Source organism: Acidithiobacillus ferrooxidans ATCC 23270 (assembly GCF_000021485.1).
In the GTDB taxonomy this organism is placed as follows: domain Bacteria; phylum Pseudomonadota; class Gammaproteobacteria; order Acidithiobacillales; family Acidithiobacillaceae; genus Acidithiobacillus; species Acidithiobacillus ferrooxidans.
In genome coordinates, this window is the sequence record NC_011761.1 from 653047 (window position 1) to 672359 (window position 19313).

General features: G+C 61.5%; 16 protein-coding genes. 4 read left to right on the forward strand and 12 right to left on the reverse strand.

The annotated features are described in order from the left end of the window. Positions 1–6: 6 nt before the first annotated feature. The 12 genes from hemE to pilM form a co-directional block, all read right to left on the reverse strand. Positions 7–1071, reverse strand: coding sequence for a uroporphyrinogen decarboxylase (gene hemE, locus AFE_RS03450; protein WP_012536313.1), 1065 nt, complete (start codon positions 1069–1071; stop codon positions 7–9). Positions 1072–1074: 3 nt separating this feature from the next. Beyond that, positions 1075–2472 (reverse strand): glutamate synthase small subunit, encoded by a 1398-nt coding sequence (locus AFE_RS03455; protein ID WP_012536314.1) that lies wholly within the window; start codon positions 2470–2472, stop codon positions 1075–1077. Positions 2473–2495: 23 nt separating this feature from the next. After that, positions 2496–6923 (reverse strand): glutamate synthase large subunit, encoded by a 4428-nt coding sequence (gene gltB / locus AFE_RS03460; RefSeq protein ID WP_012536315.1) that lies wholly within the window; start codon positions 6921–6923, stop codon positions 2496–2498. A gap of 137 nt (positions 6924–7060) precedes the next feature. Continuing rightward, positions 7061–8233 carry a deoxyguanosinetriphosphate triphosphohydrolase gene (locus AFE_RS03465; RefSeq protein WP_009569566.1) on the reverse strand — a complete coding sequence of 391 codons (1173 nt, stop codon included), beginning with the start codon at positions 8231–8233 and terminating at the stop codon, positions 7061–7063. Continuing rightward, the gene (gene thyX / locus AFE_RS03470) at positions 8226–9068 is read right to left on the reverse strand and encodes an FAD-dependent thymidylate synthase (RefSeq protein WP_012536316.1); all 843 of its coding nucleotides are present in this window, start codon (positions 9066–9068) and stop codon (positions 8226–8228) included. Before thyX ends, AFE_RS03465 begins: the two co-directional genes overlap by 8 nt. Then, a complete protein-coding gene (gene aroB, locus AFE_RS03475; RefSeq protein ID WP_012536317.1) occupies positions 9061–10155 on the reverse strand; it encodes a 3-dehydroquinate synthase in 1095 nt (364 codons plus the stop codon). The genes thyX and aroB overlap by 8 nt, the downstream gene beginning before the upstream one ends. A 105-nt stretch (positions 10156–10260) precedes the next feature. Next, a complete protein-coding gene (locus AFE_RS03480) occupies positions 10261–10800 on the reverse strand; it encodes a shikimate kinase (RefSeq protein ID WP_012536318.1) in 540 nt (179 codons plus the stop codon). After that, positions 10797–13151, reverse strand: coding sequence for a type IV pilus secretin PilQ (locus AFE_RS03485; protein WP_012536319.1), 2355 nt, complete (start codon positions 13149–13151; stop codon positions 10797–10799). Before AFE_RS03485 ends, AFE_RS03480 begins: the two co-directional genes overlap by 4 nt. A gap of 44 nt (positions 13152–13195) precedes the next feature. Continuing rightward, positions 13196–13744 (reverse strand): pilus assembly protein PilP, encoded by a 549-nt coding sequence (locus AFE_RS03490; RefSeq protein ID WP_012536320.1) that lies wholly within the window; start codon positions 13742–13744, stop codon positions 13196–13198. Continuing rightward, positions 13741–14394, reverse strand: a complete 654-nt coding sequence (locus AFE_RS03495) for a type IV pilus inner membrane component PilO (protein ID WP_012536321.1) — start codon at positions 14392–14394, stop codon at positions 13741–13743. Before AFE_RS03495 ends, AFE_RS03490 begins: the two co-directional genes overlap by 4 nt. Continuing rightward, positions 14391–14984 (reverse strand): PilN domain-containing protein, encoded by a 594-nt coding sequence (locus tag AFE_RS03500; RefSeq protein WP_012536322.1) that lies wholly within the window; start codon positions 14982–14984, stop codon positions 14391–14393. The genes AFE_RS03495 and AFE_RS03500 overlap by 4 nt, the downstream gene beginning before the upstream one ends. Next, positions 14981–16045: a type IV pilus assembly protein PilM gene (gene pilM / locus AFE_RS03505; protein WP_012606632.1), complete on the reverse strand. Its 1065-nt coding sequence runs from the start codon at positions 16043–16045 to the stop codon at positions 14981–14983. The genes AFE_RS03500 and pilM overlap by 4 nt, the downstream gene beginning before the upstream one ends. Before the next feature lie 224 nt (positions 16046–16269). Here pilM and tadA point away from each other — a divergent pair, with 224 nt between their 5' ends. The 4 genes from tadA (at position 16270) to AFE_RS03525 (ending at position 19260) form a co-directional block, all read left to right on the forward strand. Further along, on the forward strand, positions 16270–16806 hold the full coding sequence (tadA, locus tag AFE_RS03510) for a tRNA adenosine(34) deaminase TadA (RefSeq protein ID WP_009566066.1): 537 nt from the start codon (positions 16270–16272) through the stop codon (positions 16804–16806). Then, positions 16803–17234: a secondary thiamine-phosphate synthase enzyme YjbQ gene (locus AFE_RS03515; RefSeq protein ID WP_012536324.1), complete on the forward strand. Its 432-nt coding sequence runs from the start codon at positions 16803–16805 to the stop codon at positions 17232–17234. The genes tadA and AFE_RS03515 overlap by 4 nt, the downstream gene beginning before the upstream one ends. Beyond that, complete coding sequence (locus AFE_RS03520; protein WP_012536325.1) at positions 17234–17659, forward strand: hypothetical protein; 426 nt, start codon at positions 17234–17236, stop codon at positions 17657–17659. The genes AFE_RS03515 and AFE_RS03520 overlap by 1 nt, the downstream gene beginning before the upstream one ends. Positions 17660–17721: 62 nt before the next feature. Beyond that, complete coding sequence (locus AFE_RS03525) at positions 17722–19260, forward strand: endonuclease MutS2 (RefSeq protein ID WP_012536326.1); 1539 nt, start codon at positions 17722–17724, stop codon at positions 19258–19260. Positions 19261–19313: the final 53 nt, after the last annotated feature.

Here is a 19313-nt window from a genome sequence, read left to right on the forward strand (position 1 = left end):
GGAGGACTAGGCGGTCTTCGGTCGCCAGCTCTGCACGCTTTCGACAAGAATGGCAACATGTTCAACGGGGGTCTGCGGGGTGATGCCGTGGCCGAGGTTGAAGATATGACCGGTCCCCGATCCGTGGCTTTCCAGAATGCGCGTCGCTTCCCTGACAATCCCTTCGGGGCTGCCGTAGAGGGCGATGGGGTCCATGTTACCTTGTAGCGCAACGCTGTTACCCAGACGCTGGCGGGCGTGGCCCAATTCCGTCGTCCAATCGAGGCCAAGTGCATCGGCGCCGCTCGCGGCCATGGCCTCGAGCCAGTTGCCTCCGCCCTTGGTAAAGAGTATGACCGGCACTCGGCGGTCTTCGGCTTCGCGCTGCAAAGCGGCGACGATCTCACTCATATAGGCGAGGGAGAACTCCGCATACGCAGGGGTACTGAGGCTGCCGCCCCAGGTATCGAAAATCATTACCGCCTGGGCACCCGCGGCAATCTGAGCGTTGAGGTAGCTGGTCACCGACTGCGCCAGATGGCGCAGCAGCCGGTGCAGCAGCGCCGGATCGCTGTACAGCAGCCCTTTGATGTGGATGAAATCGCGGCTGCCGCGCCCTTCGATCATATAGCAGGCGAGGGTCCACGGACTGCCTGCAAAACCGATGAGGGGCACACGTCCGTCGATCTCGCGGCGGATGAGCCGCACAGCGTCCATCACAAAGCGCAACTCCGTTTCCGGATCGGGCTGGCTGAGTGCGGAGATGTCGGCAGCGCTGCGCAAGGGGCGCGCAAAAACCGGACCTTCCCCTTCCTGAAATTCCAGCCCGAGTCCCATGACATAGGGGATGGTCAGGATATCCGAAAAAAGGATGGCGGCATCCAGGGGGAAGCGGTCGATGGGCTGTAAAGTGACCTCGCAGGCCAGTTCCGGCGTGGTGCAGAGGCTGAGAAAATCGCCAGCACGGGCGCGAGTGGCACGGTACTCCGGCAGGTACCGCCCGGCCTGACGCATCAGCCAGACGGGTACGTGATCCACCGGCTGACGCAGGCAGGCGCGCAGGAAATTGTCATTCTGCAGGGTGGCGGACATCGCTCATACCCCCAGATAGTCGAGGATGCCCTGCGCCGCGCGGCGCCCTTCGTCCACCGCAGTGACCACGAGGTCGGAGCCTCGTCGCATGTCTCCGCCGGCAAAAATGCGCGGGTTGCTAGTCTGGAACTGCGCGTTGGTGCTGATCCGCCCCCGGCTGTCCGTAGTGATGTGCTGTTCCGCAAACCAGGGAGCAGGGGAGGGATCAAAGCCGAAGGCGATGATCACGACATCGGCATCCAGCACCTGTTCCGAGCCGGGAATGATTTCCGGGTGACGCCGGCCCCTGGCATCGGGCTCGCCCAGACGGGTCTCCACCAGACGCACGCCCTGCGCTCCCGATGCAGCATCTCCGACCACTTCGACGGGCTGACGATTGAAAAGAAAGTGGACGCCTTCTTCGCGGGCGTTGGCGACTTCCCGGCGTGAGCCGGGCATGTTCTCTTCGTCGCGGCGGTAGACACAGGTCACATGGCGGGCACCTTGGCGGATGGCCGTACGCAGACAGTCCATGGCGGTATCGCCGCCACCCAGCACCACAACCTGTTTGCCGGACAGGCTGACATAGGGGAGTGTCGGGTCCGGCAACTGCATCAGGTGACGGGTGTTCGCGATCAGGTAGGACAGCGCCTTGAGGACACCTGGCAGTTTCTCGCCGGGGAAGTCGCCGGTCTTGGCGGTATAGGTGCCCATCCCCAGAAACACGGCGTCAAAATCGTCCAGGAGCTTACCCAGGGAAATATCTCTGCCGACCTCCGTGTCGAGCTGAAAACGGATACCCATTTCCTGTAGCAAGTTGGCGCGGCGTGCAACCACTGCCTTCTCCAGTTTGAAGGACGGGATGCCGAAGGTGAGCAGGCCGCCAACCGCCGGATAGCGGTCAAAGACGACCACTTCGGTGCCTGCGCGGTTGAGGATGTCCGCACAGCCGAGGCCCGCCGGACCGGCACCCACTACGGCGACCCGTTTGCCATTGGGGGGGATGTCGGGCATCTGCGGCTGCCAGCCACGGGCCAGCGCCTCTTCGGTGATGAACCTTTCCAGATTGCCGATGGTGACGGCACCGAAGCCGTCATTGAGGGTACAGGCACCTTCACACAGGCGATCCTGGGGGCAGATGCGGCCACAGATTTCCGGCAGGGTATTGGTCTGATGGGACAGAGTGGCCGCTTCTTCCAGACGATTCTCGACAATGAGTTGCAGCCAGTTGGGAATATAGTTGTGCACCGGGCACTTCCATTCACAATACGGGTTGCCGCAATGCAGGCAGCGGTCGGCCTGAAGCTGGGCACTGCCCAGGTCAAAGCTCTGGTAGATTTCCTTAAAGGCTTCGCGGCGTTCTTCCACGTCCAGCTTTTTGGGGTCCTGCCGCGGGTCTTCGATGAATGAAAAATGACTCATGGTTTTTCCTCAGGGTGACGCGGTCAGCTCGCTTCTTCGAGCAGGACATCCAGTTTGGCGGCCTTGGGCACCACCAGCCAGACATCGCGGATAAAGTGGGTCCAGTCCTTGAGCAGCCCCGCGGCATAACCGCTGCCGGTGGCGGCCACATGAGCCTCGATATGGCGCCGCAGGAGGGCCTCGTAGCCGCGCATGGATTCGGTTTCGATCCCGTGATAATTCACCAGTTCACCATTCACTTGATCAGGGAACTGGCGGGCCTGATCGCGGACGAAGGCGAGGCCACCGGTCATGCCCGCCCCGAAATTCACACCGACCGGGCCGAGGATGACGATCTGACCACCGGTCATATATTCGCAGGCGTGATCTCCGGCGCCTTCGATCACGGCGATGGCTCCTGAATTGCGCACCGCAAAGCGCTCACCGGCGCGTCCCGCGGCGTAGAGGCGTCCCCCGGTGGCTCCGTACAGGCAGGTGTTGCCGACGATGGCCGAGTCCCAGCTGGCATAAGTGACGCCAGCCGGCGGCGCGATGATGATCGTACCGCCATTCATGGCTTTGCCCACATAATCGTTGGCATCGCCATGCAGATGCAGGGTCATCCCCTGTACGCAGAAGGCACCAAAGGATTGGCCCGCGGTGCCCTGCAGGTCGACGTGTACCGCATCTTCCCGCAGCCCGGAATTCCCATAGCGGCGGGCGATTTCTCCGGCAAGGCGGGCGCCGATGGAGCGGTTCACGTTACGGATCGGGTAGTGCAGACGGGTGGGGATTTGCCCTTCCAGCGCGGGTCGGGCGTCCTTCACCATGGTTTCCGCCAGATCCCCCTTGTCGAAAGGCGGGTTGCGGTCCTGGGTCTGAATGTTGGTGTCGGCATTGTGCAGATCGGTGTTGCCCAGCAGCGGACGCAGATCCAGATGTGCCTGTTTTTCCGTCTGCGCCCCACCGATTTCCAGCATCTGGCTGGCGCCGACGAGGTCATCGAAGCGACGGATGCCGAGTTGCGCCATGATTTCGCGGGCTTCTTCGGCGACGAAACGGAAGTAGTTGATGACCATTTCCGGCAGGCCGGTGAAATGTTTGCGCAGGGTCTCATCCTGGGTGGCGATGCCAGTGGCGCAGTTGTTGAGATGGCAGATGCGCAGATATTTGCAGCCCAGCGCGATCATCGGTGCGGTGCCGAAACCGAAGCTCTCCGCACCCAGCAGAGCGCCTTTGATCACGTCCAGCCCGGTTTTGAAGCCGCCGTCGGCCTGCAAACGCACCCGGTGCCGCAAGTGGTTGCGGCGCAGGGTGACCTGGGTTTCTGCCAACCCCAGTTCCCACGGCGAGCCGGCATATTTGACCGAACTCAGCGGACTGGCGCCGGTGCCACCGTCGTAACCGGCGATGGTGATACGGTCGGCATAGGCCTTGGCCACGCCGGCGGCGATGGTGCCGACACCGGCTTCCGAGACCAGCTTCACGGAGACGTAGGCCTGTGGATTGACCTGCTTCAGGTCAAAAATGAGTTGGGCCAGATCCTCGATGGAATAGATGTCATGGTGCGGCGGCGGGCTGATGAGGGCGACGCCTTCCTTGGCGTAGCGCAGGCGGGCAATGATGCCGCTGACCTTGTGCCCCGGCAACTGACCGCCCTCTCCAGGCTTGGCGCCCTGTGCCACCTTGATCTGCAACTCTTCGGCGTTGACCGCATACTCCGGCGTCACACCAAAACGACCGGAGGCGATCTGCTTGATCTTGCTGACTTTATTGTTGTGGTAACGGGTCGGATCCTCACCGCCTTCGCCGGAATTGGAACGCCCGCCTATGGTATTCATGGCGATGGCCAGGGCCTCGTGGGCTTCCGGCGACAGGGCACCCAAAGACATGGCCGCCGTGTCGAAACGGCGGGTAATCGCTTCGATGGGCTCCACTTCGCTGAGTGGTATGGGCTGTGCTGCCGGGCGCAACTGCAGCAGATCGCGCAGGTTGGTGACAGGGCGATCGTTCACCAGCCCGGCAAAAACCCGGTAGTCGTCATAGCGCCCTGAACGGACCGCCGTTTGCAGGCTCTGGACGACATCCGGATGGTAGGCGTGATATTCACCGCCGTTGACATATTTGAGCAGGCCGCCCAGTGGCAGCGCCTTTCGGGGCATATACGCATCGCGGACTTGCTGGCGGATGTCGTTTTCGAGATGGCTGAACGACGCCCCGCCGATGCGGTTGACCGTCCCCTTGAAACAGCGCTCCACCACCATCTGATCCAGACCGAGCGCCTCGAAGAGCTGGGTGCTGCGGTACGATGCCAGGGTGGAAATCCCCATTTTCGAGAGGATCTTATAGAGGCCCTTGTCGATGCCCTTGCGATAATTTTCCAGTGCCTTGAGAGCCGTCACCGGCTGGCTGAAGGCGTGCCGTTCGGCCAGGCTGCGGATGATGGCATAGCTCAGGTAGGGGTAGATGGCAGTGGCGCCATAACCGATCAGGGTGGCGAACTGGTGGGGATCGCGGGCATGGGCCGTGGCTGCCACGATGTTGCAGCGGGTGCGCAGGCCGGCATCGATGAGGGCATGGTGGACGGCGCCCACCGCCATCAGCGCCGGGATGTAGAGCCGGTCACGCTCCAGGGCGTGATCCGAGAGCACCAGGATGACGGCCCCGTGCCGCACCGCCTCGATGACCGCCTCGCAGAGTGCCTCGATGGCCCCTCCCAGATTGCTGTCCGCAGCGGAATAGCAGAGATCGAAGGTCTGGCTGCGGAAGGCGGGTTCCGTGTGGCTGGTGAGGGCGCTGAAAATGGCATCGGAGAGCACCGGGGAGTGTACTTCGATGCGCCGGGCATATTGGGGTCGCTCGGCAAACAGATTGCTTTCGCTGCCGATGACCGTGTTGAGGGACATCACCAGCGCTTCGCGCAGGGGATCTATGGGGGGGTTGGTGACCTGGGCGAACTGCTGTCGGAAATAATCGGCGATGTGCCGGGTCTGCCGCGACAGGACCGCCACGGGGGTATCGTCACCCATGGAACCGACGGCTTCCTGGGCACCCTCGGCGAGGACGCGGATCACCTGGTCTTCTTCCTCAAAGCTGACGCCAAAGGCCTTTTCACTGACCAGCAGGTCGTTCACCGGTAACGCCGGGGTGGCAGCCCGATCGTCGCTGTCAAGATGTTCGGCATACAGATCCAGCCATTCCCGGTAGGGGTGGCTGTTCTGGATTTGCGCGTCGATGTCCGCCGACTCCAGAAATTTTCCCGTGCCCATATCCACCGCCACCAGTTGCCCCGGCCCGACTCGCCCCTGCACGACGATGTCGCGGTGATCGTAGTCGAAGACGCCCACTTCGGAGGAGATGTTGATGATCCGGTCTTTGGTGATGACATAACGGGCCGGACGCAGTCCGTTGCGATCCAGTGCGCAGGCCGCGATGCGCCCGGTGTTGAGCACCAGTCCGGCGGGGCCGTCCCAGGCCTCCATGCGCATGGAGTGATATTCGTAGAAGGCACGCAGGGCGGGTTCAATGCGCGGGACATTATGCCAGGCGGGCGGTACCAGCAGGCGGATGGCCTTGAAAAAGTCCATGCCGCCCTGCACCAGCAGTTCCAGCATGTTGTCGAGACTGAAGGAATCACTGCCGCCGCCCACCGCTGGCAGCACCTCCGCCATGGGTAACAGGTCGGACTGGAGCTGCGCCTCGCGGGCCCTGGCCCACAGACGGTTGCCCTGCACGGTATTCAACTCGCCATTGTGGGCGAGGATGCGGAAGGGCTGGCACAGCCGCCATTCCGGCCAGGTATTGGTGGAAAAACGCTGGTGGTAGGTGACGAGGGCGGAGGCGAAGCGCGGGTCGCGGAGGTCGGGGTAAAAAACCGGGAGATTTTCCGGCAATACCATGCCTTTGTAGCCGATGGCCTGAGAGGAGCAGGTCACCGCAAAAAAACTGCCCTCGTCGGCAAAGCGTTTTTCTACCCGCCGCCGCAAGCGGTAGAGAAGGCGCTCCCGGTTGTCCGTATCCATACCGTCGGGGAGGCCCACAAACGCCTGCCAGATTCCCGGCAGACTCTGCAGGGCTTCTTCACCACAGGCGCCAAGGTCGGTAGGTACCTCGCGCCAGCCCAGGCAGCGCAGTCCGAGATCTTCCGCTTCAACACCCAGGGCTGTTCGAATAGTCTTTGCAACCGTTTCGTCCCGAGGCAGGAAAAACTGACCGATACCAAAGTGTGTACCGAGAGTGATGCCCTGTTCGGCGGCGATGGCGCGGAAAAAGGCCTCCGGCATCTGCAACAGCAGGCCGCAACCGTCGCCGCTTTTGCCGTCGGCGGCTATGGCGCCGCGGTGGGTGAGCCGCGCCAATGAGACGATGGCCGTCGCGACGATGGCGTGACTGGCCTGGTTGTCCATCTGGGCAATCAGCCCGAAGCCACAGGAGTCCCGTTCAAAATCGGAGGAGTATAAGCTTTGCGTCATATCGTCACCTGGTCGTCACATCACCCTGTCGCCGGACTGCAAAGCAGGGCCGGGCATTATAACGCGCTCATGGGTACCATCCAAGGGTGCAAATGGATCATTCCCGGAATGTCGGGGTCGGATGGGCAAGAGAAGGTTCAGGCCTCGCCGTGCGGGTCAAACAGACGGTCATACTCGGCGATGGCAAAGCGGTCGGTCATGCCCGCCACATAGTCGGCAACGACACGCGCCTGACGCTTCGCTGCGCCGTCGCATTCATTGATGCGTACCTGGTATTTCAATGGCAGCAGCCGCGGATCTTCGAGCAGGGTATGGAACAGCTTGCGTACCAGGCGCTTGGCTTTTTCCGCCTGACGGTGCACCCGGGGGTGGCGATACATGCGCTGAAAGAGAAAGCGTTTGAGGGTGGCGACTTCGTGGGCGATGGCCGGACTGTGGGCGGCGAGCGGCTGCGACGCGGCCCGCACTTCCCCTATGGTGGTGACGCCTTCGGCCGCGATGCGGCGCCGGGTCTCACTGACCAGATCGTGGATGAGCAGATTGATGAGGCGGCGGCCGGTTTCGTGACGCAATATGGTCGCGGAAGCGTCGGGAAAGCGTTGCTGCACCTCGGCGAAAATCGTCCCGTATAACGTGTTGGCGCAGAGTTCTTCGCGGTTCAGCAGACCGGCGCGCAGGCCGTCATCGATATCATGGTTGTTATAGGCGATCTCATCCGCGAGATTGGTGATCTGCGCCTCCAGGCTGGGCTGGGAGCCCCGCAAAAAGCGTTCACCCACGTCGCCCAGGTCGTGGGCTTTATTTTTGGCGCAATGCTTGAGAATGCCCTCGCGGGTTTCGAAGGTCAGGTTCAGGCCTGGAAAGTCGCCGTAGCGCTTTTCCAGATGGTCCACGATTCGCAGGGACTGGATGTTGTGCTCGAAACCGCCTAGGCCGGCCATGCATTCCTGCAGGGCATCCTGTCCGGCGTGACCGAAAGGGGTGTGACCCAGATCGTGGGCCAGAGCGATGGCTTCGACCAGATCCTCGTTCAAGGCCAACTGACGGGCGATGGCGCGCCCCACCTGTCCGACTTCCAGGCTGTGGGTGAGGCGGGTGCGGTAGAGATCTCCCTCGTGATTCACAAAGACCTGGGTCTTGTATTCCAGACGGCGGAATGCGCCGGAGTGGATGACCCGGTCGCGGTCGCGCTGAAAGGCGCTGCGACCGGCGGGCGGCTCTTCTGCGTGTTTGCGGCCACGGCTCTGCGCGGGGTCGGCGGCGTATGGTGCCAAGCCCCCGGGCTGTCCCGGAGAGGCCAGATCAGGCATGCCCGGACGATTCCTGCGCCGCGGCACCGGCGGCCGCGGATTCGTCCAGCACCCGCTGCATGGTTTCGGCGAGTAGCGGCAGGCGCGCGGCGAACAGCGCGAAGGCCGCATCGGCATACTCGCGAATTTCATACTGGGCATCCTGCTTGCGCCGTAGTTTGAAAAAATTCATCAGGCTACGGAAGTTGACCGTCCAGTAGACGTCCGAGTAGGTGGCGACCGGCATCACATTGCGCAGCAGTTCACGGGCCCGGCCACGGTAAGGGTCGCGCCCACCCTCTTTGGGGGCCAGTTCACCGCATTCGCGCGCACCATCAATGCGGCTGCATGCCGCGCTATATTGTTTCTCATACCACGCGAAGAGTTGCGCCATCAGCGCTTCATATTCGTCTATGGCAGCCTCATCCAAAACCGCAAAGCCATCCACCGTGCGCGCGGTGACATCGGGCACATAGGCGACGGAGATGGGCTTGCGATAGCGCATGGAAAACTCGTTCCAACTGGAAACGCGGTGTTTGACCCACTGGCGCAGCACGAAAATCGGCGCGATGAAGCGGAAACGGAAATAGACGGTCTCGAAGGGGGTGCCATGCTGATCGCGCAGCAACTGGTAAAGCAGGGCGCGGTCGCGATCCGTAAATTCGTGCCCGTTGGCGAGGCGCTGGTTGGTGGTGCTGATGCGCGCGGTGTTGATGATGGTGGCTTCATCACCCCAGGTTTCCTCCAGTTCGATGAAACCGAAGTTGCCGATGCGGCGGGTACCGCCGGGATTGAGTGCGCTACGCTGCGCCATTTCCTCCCGCAGTTCTGCGGTCGCCTTGTTGATCTCATGCATGTCCGTGCTCCATGAACGCCTGAAGGGTTTGAGTGATAGCGGCCGGGGGAACCTCTCCGGTGATGACCGCACTCCCGATGCCGCGCAGCAGGATGAAGCGCACCCGCCCCCCCTCCGCTTTCTTGTCGACGCGCATGAAGCCGAGATAGTCGGCGACAGGGAGGGCCGGGGCCAGGGTGGGCAATCCGGTGGCTTCGACCAGGGCGTAGATGCGATCCTGCTCACTTTCCCGGATCAGATCCAGGCGACGCGACAGATCCGCCGCCATGACCATGCCGATGGCCACCGCCTCACCGTGCAGGTACTGGCCGTAGCCCGTCGCCGCCTCGATGGCGTGACCAAAGGTGTGTCCAAGGTTGAGAATGGCCCTCAGCCCGCCTTCCAGTTCGTCGCGCGCCACGATATCCGCCTTGTCCTTGCAGGAGTGCCGGATCACTTTGGTCAGGGCGTCCGGCTCCCGGGCCAGCACTGCATCCATGTGATCTTCGAGCCAGGAGAAAAAGCCCTGATCGTTGATGAGGCCATATTTGATCACTTCTGCCAGGCCCGAACGGAATTCCCGTTCGGGCAGGCTGTCCAGGGTGTCGGTGTCGGCGATCACTGCCTGCGGTTGGTAAAAAGCGCCGATCATGTTCTTGCCGAGGGGGTGGTTGACCCCGGTCTTGCCGCCAACCGAGGAGTCCACCATGGCGAGCAGGGTGGTCGGCACCTGAATGTAGGCCACCCCCCTCTGATAGACCGCCGCGGCAAAACCGGTGATGTCCCCCACGACCCCGCCGCCGAGGGCGCACAGGGTACAGTCGCGACCGTACCCTGCGCTCAACAGGCGTCCGGCGATTTCCTGGATGTTGTCCAGGGATTTGCTCTCTTCGCCAGCTGGCAGGATGATGCTCAGCGACGGCTTGTCCAGGGCCTTGAGGGTCTTTTGCAGGGTCTCCAGATAGAGGGGCGCGACATTGCTGTCCGTGACGACCGCCACAGGACCTTTGCTCAGAGCTGGCGCAAAGAGCGCGGAGTCGGCGAGAATGCCTGTGCCGGTGTGAATGGGGTAACTGCGCTGACCCAGATCGACGCAAAGACTACGCATGGTATGTTTTCTCTTATGGACCGGTTATGTCCCATTGTTGTGGTTCTTTTGCGTTGAGGCAAGTGCGCCGCGCCATTGTGGTCGTTTGGCGCCGGTTTGACCCCTCTACCCCCGGACGGGGGGGTGCCCTGCCCGCTGCTGGAGGTGGCGCAGTATCCGGCGCAGAACCTGATCCGAGCGCAGACCGTCCCCCACCACCCGCCAGTGGGCAGTCTCCCGGTACAGGGTATTACGCTGCTCCGCCAGTGTTTTCAGACGGCAATCAAGGTCCGTATTTTGCAGCAGTGGGCGGTTGCGGTCATGGCGAATACGTCTGAGTTGCTCGTCGACGCTGATATCCAGATGAATGACCTGGCCCATCTGCCGCAGATGATGTCGATTGGCCGGGTCGAGTATGGCGCCGCCGCCGGTGGCGAGTACCATCGGTTCGCTCCAGGTGGAGAGGTCGGCGATGATTTTGCGTTCCCGTTCGCGGAAACCCGATTCCCCCTCGATCTCAAAAATAGTGGGAATATCCACCCCCGTATGATGGACGATGAGCGCGTCGCTATCCACATAAGGAAGACGCAAGCGGGCGGCCAGAAGCCGCCCGATGGTCGATTTGCCCGATCCCATGGGCCCGATGAGGATGATGCTGCCGGTCATGTTCCCGGATTGCTGCCGGCGGAAGCGACGCCGAGTCCCCCTGGAGACTCGCCACCGACGACCTTGGGGGTCAGGAAGACCAACAGTTCGGTCTTGGCCACACTGTTGATGTGGCTTTTGAAGAGCCAGCCCAGCAGGGGAATATCCCGGAGCAGCGGAACGCCGGTTTCATTCTGGGTGGTCGAGTCGGTGTAAATGCCGCCGATGACCACCGTTTGCCCATTATTGACCAGCAGCTTGGTTTTGACCTGCTGGGTGTTGATGGGAATACCGGAAGGCATGGCCTGAGCGTAGTTGGGTTGGTCATTGCGCGCATCCACATCCAGGGTGATCTTGCCGTTGGGCGAGATGTGCGGGGTGACGTCCAGGCTCAGCACCGCTTTTTTGAAAGACACGGCCGTCGCGCCGCTGCTGGTGGCCTGCTGATAGGGAATTTCCTGGCCCTGTTCGATGACCGCTTTTTCATTGTCCTGCGTGAGGACTTTGGGGCTGGAGATGATCTTGGCGCGATTATCGGCCTGTAGAGCCTGTAGCTGCAGATTCAGGATCCGATTGCCGGCGGCGGTGCCCAGGGCAAAACCCAGTGATGCCGGGTTCATGCTGGCGAGGGCGGTGCCAGCGGTGGAAGGTACCAGATTCACCAGTGCCGGGGTGGTGAAGCCGGTTCCGGTGGTAGTGGTTGTTCCGGACATCGGGTAGGCGCCGCCCTGTGTCGAGGTAACCCCCGTAGCACCGGTGCCCGACAGGTTGACGATGCCACCGCCACCGCCGCTGGTATAGGTGCCGCCCCAGTTTACGCCCAGGGACTGTGCCGCACTGGTGGTGACCTGGACGATGCGCGCTTCGATCAATACCTGGGGGACCGGACGATCGATCTTGGCGATCAGGTGTTTGATATTGGCGATGTCCTGGGGGGTATCCCGGACCAGCAGGCTGTTGGTGCGAGTCACTACCGCCACGGAGCCGCGTGGGCCGAGCAGGGAATTACCGATGAGGCTGGAGTTGGGAATGCCCAGCGCACTGGCCAGTGCGGCATTCTGCGCCGGATTCATTTCGTTGCCGGTCTCTCCGCCGCCGGGTTCCTTGTTCTGGTCGAAACCCTGCAACAGCGAGGCGATCTCGGAGGCTTTGGCGTATCTGATCCGGATCAGTTCCGTCTCCAGCGGTTCCAGCTTGCGCTTGCTGGCGTCGGCCTTCAGTTGTGCCTCTTCCTGGCTGGTGATCTGGCTGGCGGGCGCCACCCAGAGAATATTGCCGATGTGTTTTACCGCCAGCCCCTGAGATTGCAGGATCACCTGGAAGGCCTGTTCCCACGGCTCATTCTTGAGGCGGATGGAAAGGCTGCCGGTCACATTGTTGGAGACGACGATGTTCTGATGGGTGAAGTCGGCGATGACCTGCAGGGCATCGCGCACGCTGATGTTCTGGAAGTCCATGCTCAGGCGCGCGCCGGCGTTGGGATTGTCGACGGCCTCAGCGGCTTTGGGATGTACATCGATCAAGGTGCGCTGCCCCAGTTGATAAGCCGAATACTCGTAAGGACCATGAATGGCGAATACCAGACGGGTACTTCGCCCCAGGGGATAGCTATCCACATACTGAACCGGGGTGCCGAACTGACTGACGCCAAAGCGGTGAGTATAGCTGGACGGAATGCCCGTGTCTTTGAGTTCGACGACGAGAGCACCGTTCTCGCGGGTGACGTTCATCTGCGGTTGCGGACCGGAGATGGAAAGATCGAGGATGCCGCCGCCGTTTTTGCCACGCTTGAAACTCAGGTCGTTGATTTGGGTGCCGGAAGCGGTGGTCGGTGCGGGCACAGGTAGTGCCGCGGCCGCCGGTGCGGGGGCCACGTTGCTGGTAGCGGGTACCGTCGAAGTACTCGCTGCAGAAGTCGCCGTGTTGCCTTTGTCGGCGACGAGCGCGAGTCGATAACCCTCGGGGGCGGGCTCCATCATGATCGCCTGCGGCGACTTCAGCAGCAGATCAAGGCGGGCGTGGTGACCGATATTCTCGGTGAGTACATTTTGCACCGCGCCGCTGCCCGCGACGGCGCCCACGGAGTTCAGGAAGTGGGCATCACTGAAATCGATGCGTACGCGGTAGCCACCGTTGAGCGTATTCACATCATAGGCGGGGCGACTGTCACTGCGGATGAGAAAGGCCGTGCCATGCTGATCCTGTACCGGCGTGATGCTGCTGATGAGGCTCTCCGCCCACGCGGCGCCAGAACTCAGGCAGAGGGCCGCCGCCAGAACGGCAAGGGTTGCCGGCCTCGGCAGCGGAAGCCGTGCGTGCGAACTTGCGGTGACACGGCGAGTGTGGCGGGAGGTACTGGATGCAGGGCTCATCTTATCGCTATCCTCTGTATTCTTTGGGGTTAGGCAAGTCGTGTTCAGTGGCTGTTCTGCATCTGCAGGACAGTCTGCTCTTTTTGGAATCCACCGAAGGCGTTGGGCATGAATTGTTCGACGGTAACCGACCGCTTCGTCATGCCGTCGTCAATATGTACGATGCGACCGTCATGGGTGCCGATGTAACTGCCGACCGTGGCGCGATACACCTTATGATCCGGTGTGAGGAGCACGGCCCAGAGCTTGCCCTGGCTGTCGCGGACGATGCCGGTCACGCTCAGGCTGGAAAGCGCGTACTTCTCCAGGGGTTGGAGTGGTCCATGACTGGCGGGACGTGGACCCGTGCTGGCGGCGGCGGCCTCCTTGCGAAGTAGCAGTTCCGAAAAGCTCGTGAAGGGGTCGCGATTCGTTGGATTTTCATAAGCCTTCGGCTGGTAAGCGGGGGTCTTGGGCAGCGGCGTGACGTGCGCGCTGATTTTCGGTCCGTTGGCTACAAAAGCCTGAAGATGACTGAGGTTGTCGCTCTCCGAGCAGCCGCCCAGCAACGCCATGCCGGTAAGCACCATCATGATACGGAAAGAACGCTTCATGACTTGCCCCCATTCTTGCCCCGGCCACCGGCATTGTCCCGGTTATCCAGGTAACGATAGGTGGTTGCCGTGCACTGCATGACCAGTTTCTGGGAAGCCTGCGCCTTGGCGAGACTGGTCGTACCCACATCAGGCATCCGCGCAATGTCGATATCGTTGATGGTGACGATACGGGGCATGGCGGCCACCGCAGCGGCGAAGCGGCCGATATCATTGTAGGTACCGACCACTTTGAGCCTTACCGGTATCTTCGCGTAGAAGTTTTTGTTGACCTCACTGGTCGGCTGGAAGAGTTCGAAATCCAGCCCGCGGCTGCGTCCCGCCAGGGTCACGTCATCCAGCAAGGAGGGGATCTGGGTGCGGTTGGGCAACTGCTGCAGAAAGTCCTGAAAACGCCGGTTCATTTCTTTGATCTGGGCTTGGTAGGCGGGCAGGGAGGCGGCCAGCAACTGTTTTTGCCGCACCTGGGTCTTCAGGCTGTCTTCCTGGGTTTTTAGCTGATTGTATTGGTTGTTCTCGGGTGAGATGAACTCAAACCAGGCCAGGATACCGAATATGAGGACGATGATAACGATGGCGACGAGTTTGGTTTTGGCGGGCCAGCGGACGATGTCGTCGATTTGCAGATTGCGGAGTTCGTCAAAGGTCATGGCCGGGTATCCTTATTCTGCGCAGGCGCGCCACTTTTATGCGCGGCGGTTGGCGTGCGGATGCTCATCTGCAGCGTGAATTGCCCCACTTCTTCGTTACCCAGTTTGGATTTACTGATGATGTTGAGTTCCGGCTTCTCAAAAATCCTGGAGGCCTCGATGTTGCGCATGAACGCCGCGACCTGATCGTTTGCCTGGGAATAGCCGTCGACGGTAATGCTGTCGCCTGCCTGCTTGAGGTGGGTCAGGAATACGCCATCGGGTGTAACCCTGGCCAGGGTGTTGAAGAGATGCACCACCATATCCCGCTGGTCCTGCAGGTCGGTGATGATGTCCTCGCGGGCGAGCAGTTGGTCGCGTTTCTTGCGCAGGTCGGCGACGGACGCGATTTTTTGATTCAGTTGGGTGGTGACGTTTTGCAGATACTGCACTTTTTGCTGTTCGGCGGAAACGCGTGCGCTGAAGATGCTGTAGATGCCGTAGTAGAACAGCGCGGTGAGCAGCAGGATGCCGACGAGAGCCAGCGCCAAAAGCTGGCTGCGCTGGACCCGCTGGGCCTCCCGATAAGGCAGCAGATTGATGCGGATCATGCAGAAACCCTCCTTAGCGCCAACCCGCAGGCAACAGCCAGGGATGACCGGTCTGCATCCATGAAACGACGACTGATCTGAGGGGCCATTTCCATGCCCGCAAAAGGATCTGGCACGTAGACCGGAAAGTTCACGAGCTGGCGCAACTGTTCGCCAAGTTGCGGAATCCGGGCTCCGACACCAAAGAGATGCACCGATCCCGCCGGAATATCCGGCATGCTGGCCTGAAAGAAGTCCAGAGAGCGAAACAATTCCTGCGCCATGCTCCGGGTAAAGGGGCTGAGCACATCACGCCCATAGTCCGGCGGTAGACCGCCGAAGCGCTCCATGCGTTGCGCATCGTTGAGGGCGAGGTCGTAGCGGCGCTGGATCTCTTCGATCAGACGACTGAGACCGAAATTATGTTCTCGGGAGTAGACCGGGTGGCCTTCCTGAAAAGCGTAAATGTTCGTGGTGATGCTACCCATCTCCACCAGAATGACCGCACTGCCCGGAATATTGCGCTGTGGTGGGGACACACTGGCAAGGTGCTCATATAACAACCAGAGCGCAAAGGGCTTGACGTCGACAATTTTGGGCTTGAGGCCGGCCTCTTCCAGCACCGCTGCGCGGTCTTCGACGGCTTCTTTTTTGCACGCCACCAACAATATATGGTTATACCCCCTTCTGTTGGCGTCCGGCCCGAGTACCGCGAAATCGAAATTGACGGCATCAATGCTGTAGGGAATATACTGGCCGCTTTCGAAGCGGATCTGCTCCTCCATACCCACTTCATCGAGGTCTTCCGGAAGTGCTATGACCTTGACGATGGCGGCATTGGCGGGTAAGGCGGTCGCCACGGCCTTGGTGCGGATGCGGGATCGTTCCAGAATGGCGCGCACTGCGCGCCTGACTGCCTCCGCGTCCAGGATGTCGCGATCATTGACGGCGCCTGGCGGAAGCGCTTCGGAGTCGGCGTGTTCGACGCGAATTCCCCCCCGGGGCTTCGAGAGTTCCACGAGTTTTACCGCGTCCGGACTGATATCCAGGCCGAGCAAAGGAGGACTTGGTAGACGCAGCACGTTTACTCCCTTTTTATAGTCTGACGGATACTACACCAATGCGATTTGCAAAAAGCCAACAGCGCTCGCGCAAGTTGTGAGGCTTTTGCGCAACTGGTGGGGGAAATTAGCCGCATTCCCGATTCTGTCAAGGCGGGTGGCGGCGGAAAATGGTTACCATGCACCGAAATGCCGGCGGTGCTGTGTGGCCACCCGGTCTTCAGTGAGGTGATCTGAGGAGTTTCATGATGGTAACGGACGAAGACCCCGATTCCCGGGATGCCGCGTGGATGGCGCTGGCGCTGGACTATGCAGCGCGTGCGGCAGGGCAGGGTGAGGTGCCCGTGGGCGCTGTCCTGGTGGATGTCGGCGGCCATCTGCTGGCGGCGGCGCACAATACGCCGGTGCGGGACCACGACCCCAGCGCCCACGCGGAAATGCGCGTACTGCGCCAAGCGGCCCGGTCCCTGCAAAACTACCGGTTGACCGGCACGACCCTCTACGTCACGCTGGAGCCGTGCGTGATGTGTGTGGGGGCGCTGCTGCACGCGCGGGTCGCGCGTCTCGTCTATGGCGCGCCGGACCCCAAAGCGGGTGCTGTGGAAAGTCTCTACCACCTGTTGGAAGATGACCGCTTTAATCACCGCGTCATGGCGCAGGGTGGCTTGTTGGCGGGGCCGTCCGCAACTCTGCTGCGGGATTTTTTCCAGGCGCGGCGCCGTGGCAAGCGATCCGGGAGTGCAGGCATTGCCGGGGCTGAGAAGCAGGGGGAAGAGGAATGAAGCAGTACAGCGGTGCATGGCAGATGGACAATGGTGGTCGCGGACTCTACGATCTCACCCCGAAATTGCAGGAGTGGTTGGAGGAGGTGCGTGCCGGAGAGGGGTGGGTGAACCTCTTCGTCCCTCACACGTCGGCCAGTCTGTTGTTGCAGGAAAACGCTGATCCCGATGTGCAAAGGGATATCCTCGATTATTTTGCACGCATGGTTCCGGATGGTGATCCCGGCTTTCGCCATCGCAATGAAGGGCCGGATGATATGTCGGCACATCTGCGCAGCGCGCTGACTCAGAATAGTCTGATCATCCCGGTGCGGGAGGGGCGGGCGGGGCTGGGGGGCTGGCAGGGAGTTTTTCTGTTTGAACACCGGGTGCGACCAGTCAGCCGCCGGGTGCTGGTCAGCTTCCAGGGTGTTGCAAAGGAGGTGTGATGTCTGAATTCATGAAATTATACAATGGCATGCTATACGGCATCCGGGACTGGACGCGCTGGGATACATTTCAGAAAACGCTGGTGGAACAGGCGGACGGCGGATGGTATGTGTATTTCGTCGGGGTGGATTTTCCGCAGGCGCCCCTGGACGCGGTGACCTTCCGCAAGGTACTGGGTGCGATCGATATATTGTTGCATCATGACCACAAAGAAAGATATCTCGGCATCGTCTATGTGGATGATTTTGAACATCCGCAACTGGTCAAGATTTATGATCCCAACAATCTGGGTGCGTCCTGTGGCAGCAGCGGCAAAGTGGTTCCGGCCGGCTGGATACTCTCCCGGATTCCTCCCGAGCCTTTGGGGGAGTTCGTGGTGCCCGAAGGCCGCAAGCGCTGGTGGCGGGAGATTTTTCAGGACTGAGCGGGTTGGCATTGCCGCCCCGCCTTTTACCCCTTTTTGCCAACCAATCACCAGGAGTACCCATGGAAGCTGACCTCAAGCCCCTGGAATTCGAGGGTATCCGCCGGCTGCTCGAAAGGCTCTGCGCAACGCCTTTCGGGGCCGATGCCGCGCGCAATATTGCCCCCGCCCCAACGCTGATGGCCGCCCGCCAGTTGCAGGCGGCCATCGCCGCCGCCCGCCTGGGCCTGGAATCCGGTGAAGGCCCAGTCCTCCCGGATCTGCCGGATGTACGGGCTGCCATCCGCCAGGTGGCGTCGCCCGGGGCGGCGCTGGCCGGCACCGCCTTTCGCAACCTCGCACTGTTGTTGCGCGTCGGCGTGCAGTTGCGGCCTTACGTGGAAAACCGCCCGGCGCTTCTGCCCGCCGGCCCGGAGCGCCTGGATGCGGCAGCGGACCTGTTGCCGCGGATGGACGCCGTACTCCTGCCCAACGGCAACGTGCGCGAGGATGGTAACGAGGCGCTGCGCCGACTGCATGGTGAACTGAGGGCGGAGCGCGAACAGATTCAGAAAACCCTGCAGGGACACCTGCGGGTAGCGGGAGCGAAGATCCACTGGGCCGGTCAGCGTGCTTGCGTGCATTTGCCCGATGGGGCGGTGGACAATATTCGCGGAGTGCGGCGCGGCACAGGTCCTGGTGGGCATGGTGTCCTGGTAGAGCCGATGGAGATGGTGGCGGGCAACAACCGGCTGGAGAAGCTCGCCGGCGGTATCGAGCAGGAAAACCAGGCCGTCCTCCGTGCCCTCAGTGACGCGGCACGCGACCGTCTGAGCGGCCTGCAGCATCTGGTGGAGTCACTCACCTGGCTGGATCTCGCCATCGCGGGCGCGCAACTGTCCATCCATCTCCATGGCAAAGCGGCGGAGATGGTGGATGAGCCGGTGCTGTTGCTGGAAGGGGCTTATCATCCACAACTGATCCTCGCCTATGCGGAGAAGCATGGCCCCCAGCCCCGGCCGCTATCGGTGCATATCGATGCGGAGTGCCCGATTCTGGTGGTGACCGGACCCAATACGGGCGGCAAGAGCGTTTCGCTGAAGACGGTCGGATTGCTCACGGTGATGGCCCACTGCGGTTTGCACATTCCGGTAAGCGGGCGCGCCGTGGTCGGAAATTTCACCCGCATTTTTGTGGATATGGGCGATCCGCAGAGCGTCGCTTTTGCGTTGTCTACCTATTCCGGCCATGTAGAGGTTCTCAAGAGACTGCTTACGGATGCGGATGACCATACCCTTATCCTGCTCGACGAACTGGGTACTGGTACGGACCCGGAGGAGGGGGCTGCGCTGGCGATGGCGGTGCTCGACGACCTGGCGGGACGCGGAGTGCGCGGGATGGTGACGACCCATCTCACGCCGCTCAAGGCCTTTGCGGATGCCCACTCTTGTCTGCGTAACGCCTCCATGCGCTTTGATCAGGAGCGCCTGGAGCCCACCTATGATCTGCAGATCGGCGTGCCGGGGTCTTCCATGGGGCTGGTCATCGCGGCTCGGCGCGGGCTACCTGATGCGTTGATCCGCAAGGCACGCGCTTATCTGGAGTCTCTGCACAACCGGTAAAACAAAGCACTGATGGCGCGTTATGATGCCATAACCCGCAAGCCGAGGGTGCA

Excerpts from the sequence above, each read along its gene's own strand:
- hemE (WP_012536313.1), bottom strand. The coding sequence starts at position 1,071 with ATGTCCGCCACCCTGCAGAATGACAATTTCCTGCGCGCCTGCCTGCGT.
- AFE_RS03455 (WP_012536314.1), bottom strand. The coding sequence starts at position 2,472 with ATGAGTCATTTTTCATTCATCGAAGACCCGCGGCAGGACCCCAAAAAG.
- gltB (WP_012536315.1), bottom strand. The coding sequence starts at position 6,923 with ATGACGCAAAGCTTATACTCCTCCGATTTTGAACGGGACTCCTGTGGC.
- AFE_RS03465 (WP_009569566.1), bottom strand. The coding sequence starts at position 8,233 with ATGCCTGATCTGGCCTCTCCGGGACAGCCCGGGGGCTTGGCACCATAC.
- thyX (WP_012536316.1), bottom strand. The coding sequence starts at position 9,068 with ATGCATGAGATCAACAAGGCGACCGCAGAACTGCGGGAGGAAATGGCG.
- aroB (WP_012536317.1), bottom strand. The coding sequence starts at position 10,155 with ATGCGTAGTCTTTGCGTCGATCTGGGTCAGCGCAGTTACCCCATTCAC.
- AFE_RS03480 (WP_012536318.1), bottom strand. The coding sequence starts at position 10,800 with ATGACCGGCAGCATCATCCTCATCGGGCCCATGGGATCGGGCAAATCG.
- AFE_RS03485 (WP_012536319.1), bottom strand. The coding sequence starts at position 13,151 with ATGAGCCCTGCATCCAGTACCTCCCGCCACACTCGCCGTGTCACCGCA.
- AFE_RS03490 (WP_012536320.1), bottom strand. The coding sequence starts at position 13,744 with ATGAAGCGTTCTTTCCGTATCATGATGGTGCTTACCGGCATGGCGTTG.
- AFE_RS03495 (WP_012536321.1), bottom strand. The coding sequence starts at position 14,394 with ATGACCTTTGACGAACTCCGCAATCTGCAAATCGACGACATCGTCCGC.
- AFE_RS03500 (WP_012536322.1), bottom strand. The coding sequence starts at position 14,984 with ATGATCCGCATCAATCTGCTGCCTTATCGGGAGGCCCAGCGGGTCCAG.
- tadA (WP_009566066.1), top strand. The coding sequence starts at position 16,270 with ATGATGGTAACGGACGAAGACCCCGATTCCCGGGATGCCGCGTGGATG.
- AFE_RS03515 (WP_012536324.1), top strand. The coding sequence starts at position 16,803 with ATGAAGCAGTACAGCGGTGCATGGCAGATGGACAATGGTGGTCGCGGA.
- AFE_RS03520 (WP_012536325.1), top strand. The coding sequence starts at position 17,234 with ATGTCTGAATTCATGAAATTATACAATGGCATGCTATACGGCATCCGG.
- AFE_RS03525 (WP_012536326.1), top strand. The coding sequence starts at position 17,722 with ATGGAAGCTGACCTCAAGCCCCTGGAATTCGAGGGTATCCGCCGGCTG.